At 59.7% G+C, this 13,689-nt stretch carries 14 protein-coding genes; 13 read left to right on the top strand and 1 reads right to left on the bottom strand.

Features of this window, described 5'->3' with window-relative positions; genetic code table 11:
• The first annotated feature begins 73 nt into the window (after nucleotides 1-73).
• On the top strand, nucleotides 74-967 hold the full coding sequence (locus C4J84_RS18830; RefSeq protein ID WP_124435933.1) for an AraC family transcriptional regulator: 894 nt from the start codon (nucleotides 74-76) through the stop codon (nucleotides 965-967).
• A 172-nt stretch (nucleotides 968-1,139) separates the two neighbouring features.
• Here C4J84_RS18830 and C4J84_RS18825 read toward each other — a convergent pair whose 3' ends face one another.
• On the bottom strand, nucleotides 1,140-2,804 hold the full coding sequence (locus C4J84_RS18825; RefSeq protein ID WP_124435932.1) for an electron transfer flavoprotein-ubiquinone oxidoreductase: 1,665 nt from the start codon (nucleotides 2,802-2,804) through the stop codon (nucleotides 1,140-1,142).
• A 505-nt stretch (nucleotides 2,805-3,309) separates the two neighbouring features.
• Here C4J84_RS18825 and C4J84_RS18820 point away from each other — a divergent pair.
• From C4J84_RS18820 to C4J84_RS18765, 12 genes are all read left to right on the top strand, one after another.
• Nucleotides 3,310-4,059: an electron transfer flavoprotein subunit beta/FixA family protein gene (locus C4J84_RS18820; RefSeq protein WP_124368003.1), complete on the top strand. Its 750-nt coding sequence runs from the start codon at nucleotides 3,310-3,312 to the stop codon at nucleotides 4,057-4,059.
• 2 nt (nucleotides 4,060-4,061) lie between these two features.
• Nucleotides 4,062-4,991 carry an electron transfer flavoprotein subunit alpha/FixB family protein gene (locus C4J84_RS18815; protein ID WP_124435931.1) on the top strand — a complete coding sequence of 310 codons (930 nt, stop codon included), beginning with the start codon at nucleotides 4,062-4,064 and terminating at the stop codon, nucleotides 4,989-4,991.
• A 71-nt stretch (nucleotides 4,992-5,062) separates the two neighbouring features.
• Complete coding sequence (locus tag C4J84_RS18810) at nucleotides 5,063-5,875, top strand: ABC transporter substrate-binding protein (protein WP_124435930.1); 813 nt, start codon at nucleotides 5,063-5,065, stop codon at nucleotides 5,873-5,875.
• A gap of 9 nt (nucleotides 5,876-5,884) precedes the next feature.
• On the top strand, nucleotides 5,885-6,247 hold the full coding sequence (locus C4J84_RS18805; protein ID WP_124435929.1) for a DUF4398 domain-containing protein: 363 nt from the start codon (nucleotides 5,885-5,887) through the stop codon (nucleotides 6,245-6,247).
• Complete coding sequence (locus C4J84_RS18800; protein WP_124430274.1) at nucleotides 6,244-7,056, top strand: OmpA family protein; 813 nt, start codon at nucleotides 6,244-6,246, stop codon at nucleotides 7,054-7,056. Before C4J84_RS18805 ends, C4J84_RS18800 begins: the two co-directional genes overlap by 4 nt.
• An 809-nt stretch (nucleotides 7,057-7,865) precedes the next feature.
• Nucleotides 7,866-9,305, top strand: coding sequence for a PLP-dependent aminotransferase family protein (locus C4J84_RS18795; RefSeq protein ID WP_124363981.1), 1,440 nt, complete (start codon nucleotides 7,866-7,868; stop codon nucleotides 9,303-9,305).
• A gap of 94 nt (nucleotides 9,306-9,399) precedes the next feature.
• Nucleotides 9,400-9,876, top strand: coding sequence for a translation initiation factor 2 (locus tag C4J84_RS18790; RefSeq protein WP_124404995.1), 477 nt, complete (start codon nucleotides 9,400-9,402; stop codon nucleotides 9,874-9,876).
• Nucleotides 9,877-10,036: 160 nt separating this feature from the next.
• Nucleotides 10,037-10,291, top strand: a complete 255-nt coding sequence (locus C4J84_RS18785) for a YkgJ family cysteine cluster protein (RefSeq protein ID WP_124410570.1) — start codon at nucleotides 10,037-10,039, stop codon at nucleotides 10,289-10,291.
• Between the two features lie 41 nt (nucleotides 10,292-10,332).
• Nucleotides 10,333-10,938, top strand: a complete 606-nt coding sequence (locus C4J84_RS18780; protein ID WP_124435928.1) for an START domain-containing protein — start codon at nucleotides 10,333-10,335, stop codon at nucleotides 10,936-10,938.
• Between the two features lie 79 nt (nucleotides 10,939-11,017).
• On the top strand, nucleotides 11,018-11,278 hold the full coding sequence (locus C4J84_RS18775; RefSeq protein WP_124363977.1) for a hypothetical protein: 261 nt from the start codon (nucleotides 11,018-11,020) through the stop codon (nucleotides 11,276-11,278).
• Nucleotides 11,279-11,491: 213 nt separating this feature from the next.
• Nucleotides 11,492-11,833, top strand: coding sequence for a ribonuclease E inhibitor RraB (locus C4J84_RS18770; protein ID WP_124435927.1), 342 nt, complete (start codon nucleotides 11,492-11,494; stop codon nucleotides 11,831-11,833).
• A gap of 444 nt (nucleotides 11,834-12,277) precedes the next feature.
• Entirely contained in the window at nucleotides 12,278-13,687 is a 1,410-nt protein-coding gene (locus C4J84_RS18765) for a circularly permuted type 2 ATP-grasp protein (RefSeq protein ID WP_124367993.1), read from the top strand.
• Nucleotides 13,688-13,689: the final 2 nt, after the last annotated feature.

Raw genomic sequence — 13,689 nt, 5'->3', positions numbered from 1 at the left:
GCCCAGTGTTTGGATGCATCCGCAGCCAGACCTGCGATGATGTTCTCATCCCTTTTTCGCGAAGTTTTTTGCCATGCTGCTGACCCGCCACGTCGACGCCAACGCCACGCTGGTTTCCTTGATTGAGGGGCTTGCGTCCCGCGACGGTTTTTCCCCAACCCATCTGTCTGGCGTGCAAGTGCTGCGCGCCAGTTGCGATGTGGCGCGCGGGCCGCAGATCTACGAGCCGAGCCTGATGTTCGTGGCCCAAGGCAGCAAGGTCGCCTACCTGGGCCCGCGTACCCTGGAATATGGCGCCGGGCATTACCTCATCCAGGCGATGCCCGTGCCGTTCGAATGCGAAACCTTCGCCATGGCGCCCGGCGCGCCGCTGTTGGGCGTCACAGTGGGTATCGATCGGGTGGTGTTGGGTGAGTTGGTGATGGCCATGGGCATGCAGGCCGGGCCACCGCCGGCGGCACAGACGTTGGAGTCGATGAGTTCGGTGGTGCTCGATGACGCCATGCGCGGGTGCGTCGAACGGCTGTTGCAGTGCCTGCACGATCCGCTGGAGAGCCGGATCATGGGCCCGGCGCGGGTGCGCGAATTATTGTTCACCGCCTTGCGCGGGCCCCAGGCCGATGTGCTGCGTGCATTGGTGGAACAACAGGGGCAGTTTTCGCGGATTGCCACGTCCTTGAACCACCTGCATGCCCATTACGCCGAGCCGCTGAACATCGAGACGCTGGCAGGTTATGCGCACATGAGCGCATCGACCTTTCACGAACACTTCAAGCGCTGCACGCTGTTATCGCCGGTGCAGTATCTCAAGCGCCTGCGGCTGCTGAAGGCGCAGCAGTTGTTGCTGGTCGACGGCATGGGTGTGGCGCAGGCGGCGCACAGCGTGGGGTATCAGAGCACCTCGCAGTTCAGTCGCGAGTACAAACGCTACTTCCTGCGCAACCCCGGCGAAGAGCGCGCTGCCTGATTCTCCCTGGCTCAACGGGATCCAAATGTGGGAGGGGGCTTGCCCCCGATAGCGGTGCATCAGTCAGCCAATTTGTGACTGACCCACCGCCATCGGGAGCAAGCCCCCTCCCACATTTTTAATTGATGTCGGCCATAAAAAAGGCTCCCACTTGGGGGAGCCTCGTTTTGGCTTACATATTCGGGTAAGTCGGCCCACCTGCACCTTCCGGTGTCACCCAGGTGATGTTCTGCGAAGGGTCCTTGATGTCACAGGTCTTGCAGTGCACGCAGTTCTGGGCGTTGATCTGAAAGCGTTTCTCGCCGTCTTCTTTAGTCACCACTTCATACACGCCGGCCGGGCAGTAGCGCTGCGCCGGTTCATCGTAGAGCGGCAGGTTGGTGCCGATCGGGATGCTCGGGTCCTTGAGCTTCAAGTGGCACGGCTGTTCTTCTTCGTGGTTGGTACCGGAGATGAACACCGAGCTCAGCTTGTCGAAGCTCAATTTGCCGTCGGGTTTGGGGTAGTCGATCTTCTGGCTGTCTTTGGCCAGCTTAAGGCAGGCGTAGTCCGGCGTGGTGTCGCGCAGGGTGAAGGGGATCTTGCCGCCAAAAATATTCTGGTCGAGCCAGTTGAAGCCGCCGCCGAGGATGGCGCCGTATTTGTGCACCGCTGCGCCGAAATTGCGGCTGGCGAATAGTTCTTCGTACAGCCAGCTGGCTTTGAAGCTGTCGACATACCCGGTCAGCTCATCGCCGCCCTCGGACTCGGCAAACAGGCGGTCGGCCACGGCGTCGGCGGCGAGCATGCCGGACTTCATCGCAGTGTGGCTGCCTTTGATCTTGGCGAAGTTCAGGGTGCCGAGGTCGCAACCGATCAGCGCGCCGCCCTTGAAGACCATCTTCGGCAGCGAGTTCAGCCCGCCCTTGGCGATGGCGCGGGCGCCGTAGCTGACACGCTTGCCGCCTTCCAGGTATTGGGCCAGCACCGGGTGGTGCTTGAGGCGCTGGAATTCATCGAACGGCGACAGGAAGGTGTTGCTGTAGGACAGGTCGACGATCAGGCCGACCACCACCTGGTTGTTTTCCAGGTGATAAAGGAACGAGCCACCGGTGTTCTCGTTGCCCATGATATCCAGCGGCCAACCGGCGGTGTGCACCACCAGGCCTGGCTGATGTTTGGCCGGGTCGATGTCCCAGATTTCCTTGAGACCGATGCCGTAATGCTGGGCGTCGGCGTCGCTGTCCAGGTTGAAGCGCTGGATCAGTTGCTTGCCGATATGCCCGCGGCAGCCTTCGGCGAACAGCGTGTACTTGCCGCGCAATTCCATGCCCGGCGTGTACAGGCCTTCCTTGGGCTTGCCTTCGCGATCGACGCCGAGGTCGCCGGTGATGATGCCACGCACCACGCCGTTTTCATCGAACAGCGCTTCCTGGGCGGCGAAGCCCGGGTAGATTTCCACGCCCAGGTTCTCGGCCTGCTGGGCGAGCCAGCGGCACAGGTTGCCCAGGGAGATGATGTAGTTGCCTTCGTTGTGCATGGTCTTGGGCACAAAGAAGTCCGGAACCTTGGTGGAGGTCTCGCTGCTGCGCAGTACATAGATGTCGTCACGCACCACGGGGGTGTTGAGCGGCGCGCCGAGGGCTTTCCAGTCCGGGAACAGTTCGTTCAGCGCGCGGGGTTCGAAGACCGCGCCAGAGAGGATGTGTGCACCCACTTCGGAGCCTTTCTCGACCACGCAGACGCTGATTTCCTTACCGGCTTCGGCGGCCTTCTGCTTCAGTCGGCAGGCGGCGGACAGGCCAGCCGGGCCAGCGCCGACGATGACCACGTCGAATTCCATGTATTCGCGTTCCACAGGCTATCTCCTACTCAAGGCTCAACAGGCTTTTTTTCTAATGGGTGGAGGTTCGGTACGGCCCTGCAGCAACGGCAAGACCCACCTTTCTCTCTAGGTGGCGCATTATATCTACACCACTGGCAGCGTCCAATACAAACGTTTGTTTGAATTGCCCACAGCCTAGGTAAATCAAAGCAACGCGGCTTATGACTGACCATTTTGCCGTATTGACCAGAATAGGCGTTCCGGTCAATATACGGTCGGTTTTGCGCTTACCGTAGGCAGAGTGCAGGTTTCAAGAGCACGTCCAAAAGCAAGACAGATGACGCGCGCCGTATGCTGGCGCGCAGTTTACACACTGCGATAAAGAATGACTTCTCAGTCACCCCTGACGAACGGTCATCATTTTCCCATCGCCGAGTCATCCGCTGACGTTTTTGGAGGTGCCCTTGTGTGCCGATGAGCATCAACCGCCAGGCTTGCCTAGGCGACTTTCTTTTCACCGGAGAGTAACGAGGAATCCATGAAGGTTCTTGTAGCTGTCAAACGCGTTGTCGATTACAACGTGAAAGTTCGCGTCAAGGCGGACAATTCCGGCGTCGACCTGGCTAACGTCAAGATGTCGATGAACCCATTCTGTGAAATCGCCGTGGAAGAAGCCGTACGCCTGAAAGAGAAAGGCGTGGCGACCGAGATCGTCGTGGTTTCCATCGGCCCGACCACTGCCCAGGAACAGTTGCGTACCGCCCTGGCACTGGGCGCCGACCGCGCCATCCTGGTCGAGTCCGCTGAAGAGCTGACCTCCCTGGCCGTGGCCAAGTTGCTCAAGGCCGTTGTCGACAAGGAACAGCCTCAGCTGGTGATCCTTGGCAAACAAGCGATCGACAGCGACAACAATCAGACCGGCCAGATGCTGGCTGCACTGACCGGTTACGGCCAGGGCACCTTCGCTTCCAAAGTGGAAGTGAGCGGCGACAAGGTTGCTGTGACCCGTGAAATCGACGGCGGCGCGCAGACGGTTTCCCTGAACCTGCCGGCCATCGTCACCACCGACCTGCGTTTGAACGAGCCGCGCTATGCGTCCCTGCCAAACATCATGAAAGCCAAGAAGAAGCCTCTTGAAGTGCTGACTCCAGACGCTTTGGGCGTTTCCACCGCCTCTACCAACAAGACCATCAAGGTTGAAGCGCCGGCTGCACGCAGCGCGGGCATTAAGGTCAAGTCGGTGGCTGAACTGGTCGAGAAACTGAAAAACGAAGCGAAGGTAATCTAACCATGACTATCTTGGTAATCGCAGAACACGACAACAAAGTGCTGGCTCCGGCCACCCTGAACACCGTGGCCGCAGCCGTTAAAATCGGTGGCGACATCCACGTACTGGTAGCAGGTCAGGGCGCTGGCGCCGTGGCTGAAGCCGCTGCGAAAATCGCCGGTGTGAGCAAAGTCCTGAACGCTGACAATGCAGCCTACGCGCATCAGCTACCGGAAAACGTTGCCCCTCTGGTTGCAGAGCTGGGCGCTGGCTACAGCCACATCCTGGCCGCCGCCACGTCCAACGGCAAAAACATCCTGCCACGCGTTGCCGCGCAGCTGGACGTTGACCAGATCTCCGAGATCATCTCGGTTGAAAGCGCCGACACCTTCAAGCGCCCGATCTACGCCGGTAACGCCATCGCTACCGTACAGTCCAACGCTGCGATCAAAGTCATCACCGTACGTGCTACCGGTTTCGATCCGGTTGCCGCTGAAGGTGGTTCGGCATCGGTTGAAGCGGTTGCCGCAGCCCACGACGTTGGCACTTCCAGCTTTGTCGGCGAAGAGCTGGCCAAGTCGGATCGCCCAGAGTTGACGGCTGCCAAGATCGTCGTTTCCGGCGGTCGTGGCATGCAGAACGGTGACAACTTCAAGCACCTGTACGCCCTGGCCGACAAGCTGGGTGCAGCGGTCGGCGCCTCGCGCGCGGCCGTCGACGCAGGTTTCGTACCCAACGACATGCAGGTCGGCCAGACCGGCAAGATCGTTGCGCCGCAGCTGTACATCGCTGTCGGTATCTCCGGCGCGATCCAGCATTTGGCCGGTATGAAAGACTCCAAGGTGATCGTTGCGATCAACAAGGACGAAGAAGCACCGATCTTCCAGGTGGCTGATTACGGCCTGGTGGCGGACTTGTTCGAAGCCATCCCCGAGTTGGAGAAGCTGGTCTAATCCAGTCGCTTCACTTATAAAGAGCCCGGTCTTGTGACCGGGTTTTTTTTGACGTGTGGGAGCACCTCGCCATGCAATTGCGTCCTTTGATCCTGCTGGGCCTTGTGCTGCTGCCGACGTTGTCGCTGGCGGCGGGCAAATGCGAGCGCCTGGTGATCACCGGCAGCCCGGATGCACCGCCCTTGCTGTGGCGCGACCCGCAGGACCCGACCCACCTGATCGGCGCCACCGCCGATGTGTTGCAACAGGTGGCCACGGACCTCGGCCTGAAAATCGACCTGCTTTACGGCGGCAAGCGCTCCCTGGCTCTGGATGAAGTGCGCAGCGGACGCATGGATATGCTCGCCGATGCGCCGTTGAACCTCGGCGAGTTGCAAACCCTCGACTACATACACCCGGCCTTGATGCAGATCGATTACCTGGTCTGGACGCGCAAGGACTCGTCTTTGATCTATAGCACCGCTGCCGACTTGCAGGGCTACAAGGGGGCCGTATCGGAGCGCGCGCGCTTGAGTGCCGGGTTCGAAACTGTTGCCAGCCAGCAATTGACCCTGCAGCGTCTGCCTGGCCTGACGCCGGCGTTCCAGAAACTGTTGCTGGGGGAGGTGGACTATGTGCTCGCCAGCCGCTATTCCGGCATGGCCATGGCCCAGAGCCTGGGTATGAGCGATGACCTGGTGGCGCGCGACATACCGATCGATCAGCCCGGCCTGTACCTGGCGATTTCCCACAATTCCGCCTGCAATGATCCGTGGCTGCGCGGACAGCTGGCCAAAAAGATGACAGAATTGCCCGCGTCCGGTGTGGCGGAAACCGCGTTGCAGCGCAATCTCGAGCGCTGGAAGGCGCAATTGCAACAAGCCGTCGGCACCCCAACAAAGTAGGGATTTTCAGTGACTCTTCGACCTCTTTTCGCGGCCTTTGCCGTTGTCGCTCTGGCGGGATGCGCCACCGATCCTGCGCCGACCGAACAAATGCGCCTGACCCAGCAAGCCCTGGAGCAAGCCAGCGCGGTCGGCGCCAATGCCGATGAATCGACCGAGCTGAAACAAGCCGAAGACAAATTTGCCAGAGCCAAGGCCGACATGGCCGACCAGTCCTACAAACACGCGCGCATGCGGGCCGAACAGGCTGAGCTGGATGCGCGCCTGGCCGAAGCCAAGGTGCTGACCGGCAAGAGCCAGGAGCAATTGAACGTGGTCAACACCCGCATCGCCCGCCTGCGCAAGCAGTTGCAGCTGGGAGAAGCCCAATGAGCCCGACGATGCGTGGTTTGAGCGCTGTATTGCTGCTGAGCAGCGTAGCGTTGGGCGGTTGCGCCAGCCAGCCCACTGGCGAGCAGGCACTGCAACAGGCCAGCAGTGACTTTCAGCGGGTCAAGGAAGACGCCAATGTATTGCGTTTCGCGCCCAAGGATGTAATCCGCGCCGGTGAGTCCCTGGCGCGTGCCGATCGCCTGTCCAGCTACTGGGGCAGCGGCGCCGACGTGGTGCATTACGCCTACCTGAGCCAACGCTACAGTGCCATTGCCCATGAACACACCGAGCAGGGACTTAACGCCGAGCGCCTGGCCAAACTCGAGTTGGAGCGCCAACGCCTGCAACTGGCCTTGCGTGAGAGCAAGCTGGCCAGCGTGCAGCAGCAGGGCAAGTGGGTCGAACAGCAAATCGCCAGCCTGACCACCCAGACCGACCGTGGCCTGGTGATGACCCTGGGCGACGTACTCTTCGATACCGGCGAAGCCGAGCTGCAGAACTCGGCCAACCGCACGGTGTTGAAGATCGTGCAGTTCCTGCAACTGAACCCCAGGCGCACGGTGCGCATCGAGGGCTACACCGACAACACCGGGGGCGAGCACGACAACCTGAACCTGTCCCATGACCGCGCGCAATCGGTGGCGGATGTGCTGATTGACCTGGGCATCGACGAAAAACGCATTCAGGTTGAAGGGTATGGCGACAAATACCCCGTGGAGGCCAATGCGTCCGAACGTGGCCGCGCGCAGAACCGTCGCGTGGAAATTGTGTTCTCCGACGAAAAAGGCCAACTCGGCGCCGCTCGCTGAAGTCTGGCGCAACTCAAAATGTGGGAGGGGGCTTGCTCCCGATAGCGGTGGTTCAGTCAATATGTTCGGTGACTGACACGCCGTCATCGGGGCATAGGTATCTACACAACTTTGTAGCAGCCTAAGTAACCACGATGCGAAGCGAGCCGCTCTTGATCTTGCTTTTGATCTAGGCGCCCCGTTAAACCACGCTGGCCGGAATCCGATAGTGATTTGGGGGGTAGACCGGCAGGGATGCCGGTTTAGCCGCCCCGCGCCATGGATGGCGCGTGGCGGCGGCCCCCCAAATCACTGTCGGATTACGGGCACACCGAGCCTAAGCGAGGTGCCGAGTGGTGGGGCAAGAGCGTTTTGCTTACTTTTGCGCTTTTCAAAAGTGAGACGCCGTAAGGGCGGAACCCTAAGCCGCCGTTACCGCAGCAACGGATATGTACTCGCTCTGATCCAACATCCTGGTCGGCTGTCAGGCCGCCATCGGGGGCAAGTCGAATCGTCGCACCGCCCCTCCCACATTTGGATCGCGCGGCATCAGTCAGATAGCTATAGGCCGCCAGGTCGCCACGGGAGCAAGCTCCCTCGCCACAGGTTCAGGGCTACGCCAAAGTTGTGTAGATACCTATGGCTATCGGGGGCAAGCCCCCTCCCACATTTTTCTGTATACACCTGAAAACTCTGTTCACAACCCTTACAGTTTTTTCTGTCACTCCCGCCCGCGCTCGACTATTGTGGCAACTGTCCCCGTACACTTCTAAACTGTGCCGGTATGTTTCACACAAAAATAAAATACCCGTGAAATCGAGTGCTGCGTCATGACCAATCTGTTGCTCTACCAACGTATCGCCCAGCAACTGGCTGAGGACATCCGGCGCGGTGTGTATCAGCCGGGGGAGCGTGTGCCTTCGGTGCGCAAGATGAGCTCCCAGCTCAACGTGAGCCATGCCACGGTGCTGCAGGCCTACGCCAACCTGGAAGACCAGGGGCTGATCCGGGCGCGGCCGCAGTCGGGCTATTACGTGCACCAGACACCGGCACTCACGGCACCAACGCCGGACATCGCGCGGGTTGAACGCCCAGGGTTGGTCACCCGCAGCAGTATCATCCAGCAAGTGCTGGTCGAGTCGCGCCGTGAAGGTGTATTCCCTCTGGGGGCAGCGGTGCCGAGCGTGGATTACCTGCCGGTCCGGGCGTTGCATCAGCAGTTGGCCAAGGTCACGCGCTTCCAGAGCCCGCGCGCCTTCAGCTACATGTTCAGTCCCGGTTTCGAGCCGCTGCGCCGCCAGGTGGCGATTCGCATGCGCGATGCCGGCGTGGTGGTAGACCCGTCCGAAGTGGTGATTACCCACGGCTGCGTCGATGCATTACAGATGTCCCTGCGCGTGCTGACGCGCCCTGGCGACCTGATCGCCGCTGAGTCACCCACCTACTATGGCTTGCTGCAACTGGCCGACCTGCTCGGCCTCAAGGTCATCGAGATTCCCAGCGACCCGGCCACCGGCATGAGCCTGGAGGCCCTGCAACTGGCTGCCAACCAGTGGTCGATCAAGGCGCTGGTATTGACCACCCGCCTGAGCAACCCCTTGGGCGGCACCATGCCCGAAGAGCGGCAGAAACAGTTGCTGCGCCTGGCCTCGGATTTCGATATTCAAATCGTCGAGGATGATATCTACGGCGAGCTGATGTTCGAACTGGGCCGCACCAAGGCTTTGAAAGCCTATGACCGTCTTGACCGGGTCATCTATTGCTCGAGTTTTTCCAAGACCTTATCCCCCGGCGTGCGCATCGGCTGGATGATCGCCGGTAAGTACCAGCAGGAAATCCAGCGTTTGCAGATGTTCAGTACCCACTCTGCGTGCAGCGTCACACAGATGGGCGTTGCGGCGTACCTGGAGAACGGTGGTTACGACCGGCACCTGCGTTACATTCGCCAGGAATACCGCAAAAACCTCAGCGCTTTCCAACTGGCGGTGCAGCAATATTTCCCCGAAGGCACTCAGATGACCCGTCCGACCGGCGGCTTCATTTTGTGGGTCAGTTTGCCGGGACGGGTCAATACCCAGGAACTGCATGTGCGTGCCCTGCAACAGGGCATCAGTATCGCGCCGGGGCTGATCTTCAGTAATACGGAACAGTTCAACCACTGTATCCGTCTCAATTGCGGCACCCCGTGGAACCGCGAGGCAGAGCGTGCGCTGATGACCCTGGGGATGCTTGCCAGCCAGTTATGCCAGGAGACGGCAGCGGGCCTTTGAGGGGCATAAAAGGGGACAAGATTGATCTCTGTGCTTGTCATGCCACGCACAACAAGCGAGCATATGGCCTTCTGCCGTTAATGCTGTTGGCGATATGACCTCTATTTTTCGCGCTGTCTGGATGGTTGGCTTGATAAGTCTCTGCAACGTCGGCACTGCGCTGGCGGCCGCGCCTGTGACAGACGCCAAGCCTGCTGCAAGCGCCGAGCAGAAGGCCGCTGCGAAAAAGCCGGCAGCGCAGGCGAAGAAAAAAACCGCCAAGGTAAAGAAGCGCGCACCGATTGCGAGCAAGTCCAAGTCTGCCCACGAAGTCGCCCAGACCAAGCTGCCACCGGCACAGTTGGACCTGTCCCTGCCCTCGGACATGGTCAGGCTGTTGCAACCCATCGGCACCATGCCCAAACCCAAGAGCGTGCCGTTATTGCCGCCGATGTTCAGTGAAAAACCGTCCGACAACAGCGCGTTCCAGATCAACGGCCGCTTGCTCAGCAACGAGATGAAGCTGCAGTTGCGCAACGAAGAACGACGTGACGTGGAAGGTGCCGCGCTGGATTTTGAATTCAAGCAATAAACCCACGATCATCCGTGAGCCGCTCCACTGACCACCGGTCGTAGACTGGTCGGTCACTTCTGTTTTGTACGAAAAACCCTTGTTGGACCATTTTAAAACGGCTGTTTAAGGGCGTACTCTAGCCCGGCCATCCCATTGAGTCGTCGAGGACCTGTTGGTCATGAAATGCCGTGAAGGCTGTGGCGCTTGCTGCATCGCCCCCTCCATCAGTTCGCCCCTACCGGGAATGCCCCACGGCAAACCTGCGGGCGAACGCTGCCTGCACTTGTCGGTCGAACAGCTATGCCAACTGTTCGGCCAACCGGAGCGGCCAGCGGTGTGCAGTGATTTCAAGGCAGATATCGAAGTCTGCGGCAACGACCAGGCCGATGCGATCCGCCTGATCGGTTGGTGGGAGCAGATGACGGCGGCTTGATGGGCTTTACTATCGGAACTTCAACAACAAGGAATACAACGATGGGTTCGCTGAAACGAATGGCTGTGGTATGCGGTTTTACGATGATGTTCGCGGGCGCTGCCCAGGCTGAGGATTGGCAAGACGCCAAGAATGAGGACGGCATCAAGGTGTCCCTGAGCGAAGTCGCCGGCTCCAAGTACAAGGCGTATCGCGGTGTGGCTCTGATCAAGGCGCCCGTGGCGAAGATCCAGGCCCTGCAGGAAGATGTCGCTGGCGCTTGCGCGTGGATCCATGAGTGCAAATCCCAGAAACTGGTCGACAAGAAAGGCGATGAGGCCTGGACCTACACCCAGTTCAAGGCACCGTTCCCTGTGACGGACCGCGACTCGTATATCCATGTCACCACCACAAAGGCCGCTGACGGTAGCGTTACCCGAACGTTGCAAGGGGTGCCGACGTACAAGCCGGAAGAAAAAGGCTATGTCCGGGTCGCCCAGGTGGAAGGTTTCTGGAAGCTGGTGCCCAAAGGCGCCAACGAGACCGAAGTGACCTACCAGGTGCACACCGAGCCCGGCGGCAGCGTGCCGTCGTGGTTGGCCAACAAGTTCGTGGTAGAAGCACCGTTCAAGACGCTCAAAGCGCTGAAGGAACACGCCGAGAAGTAAACGCGCCTGATCCGGTGCCTCCTGCCTTGAGTGGAACGTTTGGTGAAGCCTCAAGGTCCAGATAGATGTGAGCCTACACATGGGTTTTATCGAGGAGGCACCGATGCCGAAGTGGAACATTTCTTTCATCAATGACCGTGGCGAACCGGTAGTCGAGCAGTTTGACTGCGATCATGAGCCGACGCTGGAAGAAGCTGCACAGCTGGTGCGCGTGCGTGTGTCGCCGGTATTGGAAAAGTTGGACCTCAACGATCTTGCCGATCGTGTCCCTGATCCCACGGTCAAGAGCTTGCACGATCAAAATGGTATCAAAGACCTCAAGGTCGAACCCTGCGCCTGAATATTCCCTGTAAGCGATCCATGCACCTCTGGTAGAGGTGATAGCTTCGCGTTACTCTGCAATCGAGATCAGCGAATGAATCGCTAAGGTCTGGTCTTGTCAGCTACATGCTTGTTTTCCTGCGGTGTCGTTATTGCCGTGGTGCCCGCGCCAGCAGCGCGCGGGTTTCAGGAAGCACGGAAAGTCTATCCATCAGTCTGAGGAGGACGTTTCATGAGCACAGCCTATCAAGAAGACATCAGCACCAACGTTCTGCGCCGCATGAAAGAAGGCGGCTTTGACTTTTCACGTTTTCACCCCATCGAGTTCTACGCGATTTTCCCGGATGAAGACCGGGCGCGCAGGGCTGCGGGTCGATTTCGCGGAGAATCCCTGAACGCCCAGGTCAGCGCCCGCGACGACGGTGCCTGGTACCTGGAACTGAGCAAAATCATGTCTGCAACGTACGACGGCATAGGAGACTTCGAGCAGGACTTTGAGGCAGTGGTGGAGCCGTTGGGAGGAATTATCGAAGGCTGGGGCGTCAAGCAGGAGGTGCGTGGGTTACCCATGTAGCGTTTATGAGCAACACAGCGTATCGGCTGACCTTTTGGGTCGGCCGATTTTGTTTGGGCTCGGCAAACATGTTCGGAACGTGCACTTTCCTGCACGCAAAAAAAAGCCACCCGAAAGGGTGGCTGAAGGGGAAGATCGAGGAGCCGATCACACGAGCCGGCACGTTACTGGTTGTGCAAAGGGGCTAGCTGTAGGACATGTCCTGTTCAGCTGATGGGCGCGATTATCCGCAGAAGTGCGCGGGCAATGAAATCAACGCTGACTATGCTGTTGATAGTCCAACGCCGCATTACGATGAGGCGTGTGGCAGGGCTGCTGTCATTTCGCGCACCAGGACGGTGCGAGGGGAATTCGGGGTTTATCCAATCCTTTGATTTGAAAGTGTTTATGCCGCTGGCACGGGCCTTGCGAAGGGTCTGTCGTCCGGGTGACAAGGAGTACGGCATGATCCGCACTTATTACGATGAAATGTACGATGGGGCAGGGCAGGTTCGTCCCCATTACCGCGAGTTCGCCCGTTGGCTGGCCGACACCCCTGCCGAACTGCTGGCCCAGCGTCGACGCGAGGCCGATTTGCTGTTCCACCGTGCCGGAATCACCTTCACGCTGTATGGCGACGAGCAAGGGACTGAGCGCTTGATCCCCTTCGACACCATCCCCCGCAGCATCCCGGCGAGCGAATGGCACATGGTCGAGCGCGGCTGCATCCAGCGGGTCAAGGCGTTGAACATGTTCCTCGCTGACCTTTACCACGAACAACGCATCATCAAGGCCGGGATCATCCCCGCCGAACAGGTACTGGCCAACGAGCAATACCAGTTGGCAATGCAGGGCCTGGACCTGCACCGTGACCTGTATTCCCACGTTTCCGGGGTAGACCTCGTACGCGATGGCGACGGCACTTACTACGTGCTGGAGGACAACTTGCGTACGCCGAGCGGCGTCAGCTACATGCTTGAAGACCGCAAGATGATGATGCGCCTGTTTCCCGAGCTGTTCGCGGCCCAGCGCATCGCGCCGATCGACCATTACCCCAACCTGTTGCTCGACACCCTGAAGAGTTCCAGCCCCCTGGATAACCCCAGCGTGGTAGTGCTGACCCCTGGGCGTTTCAACAGTGCGTTCTTTGAACATGCCTTCCTCGCCCGGGAAATGGGCGTGGAGTTGGTGGAAGGCGCCGATTTGTTCGTGCGTGATGACCGCGTGTTCATGCGCACCACCGACGGCCCCAAAGCGGTGGACGTGATTTATCGCCGTCTCGACGACGCGTTTCTCGACCCGCTGGCTTTCAATCCGGCGTCGATGCTCGGCGTACCGGGCCTGCTTGCCGCCTACCGCTCGGGCAACGTGGTGCTGGCCAACGCCATCGGCACCGGGGTGGCGGATGACAAGTCTGTGTACCCATTCGTTACCGAGATGATCCGCTTTTACCTGGATGAAGAACCGATCCTGCAGAACGTTCCGACGTTTCAATGCCGTAAGCCCGACGAATTGTCCCACGTACTGGCCAACCTGCCCGAGTTGGTGGTCAAGGAAACCCAAGGCTCTGGCGGCTACGGCATGCTGGTGGGCCCGGCGTCCACGGCGGCGGAAATCGAAGCCTTCCGCGCACGCATCAAGGCCAAGCCCCACGCCTACATCGCCCAGCCAACCCTGTGTTTGTCCACCTGCCCGACGTTCGTCGAAAACGGCATTGCCCCGCGGCATATCGACCTGCGCCCGTTCGTGCTGTCGGGCAAGGAAACCCGCGTGGTGCCCGGTGGCCTGACCCGGGTGGCGCTGCGCGAAGGTTCGCTGGTGGTCAACTCGTCCCAGGGCGGCGGCACCAAAGACACCTGGGTGGTCGAGGATTGACA

It is taken from the genome of Pseudomonas sp. R11-23-07 (genome assembly GCF_003852295.1).
Classification (GTDB): domain Bacteria; phylum Pseudomonadota; class Gammaproteobacteria; order Pseudomonadales; family Pseudomonadaceae; genus Aquipseudomonas.
The sequence above is the reverse complement of the archived record's forward strand: the minus strand, read 5'-3'. Positions and strand labels throughout refer to the sequence as shown.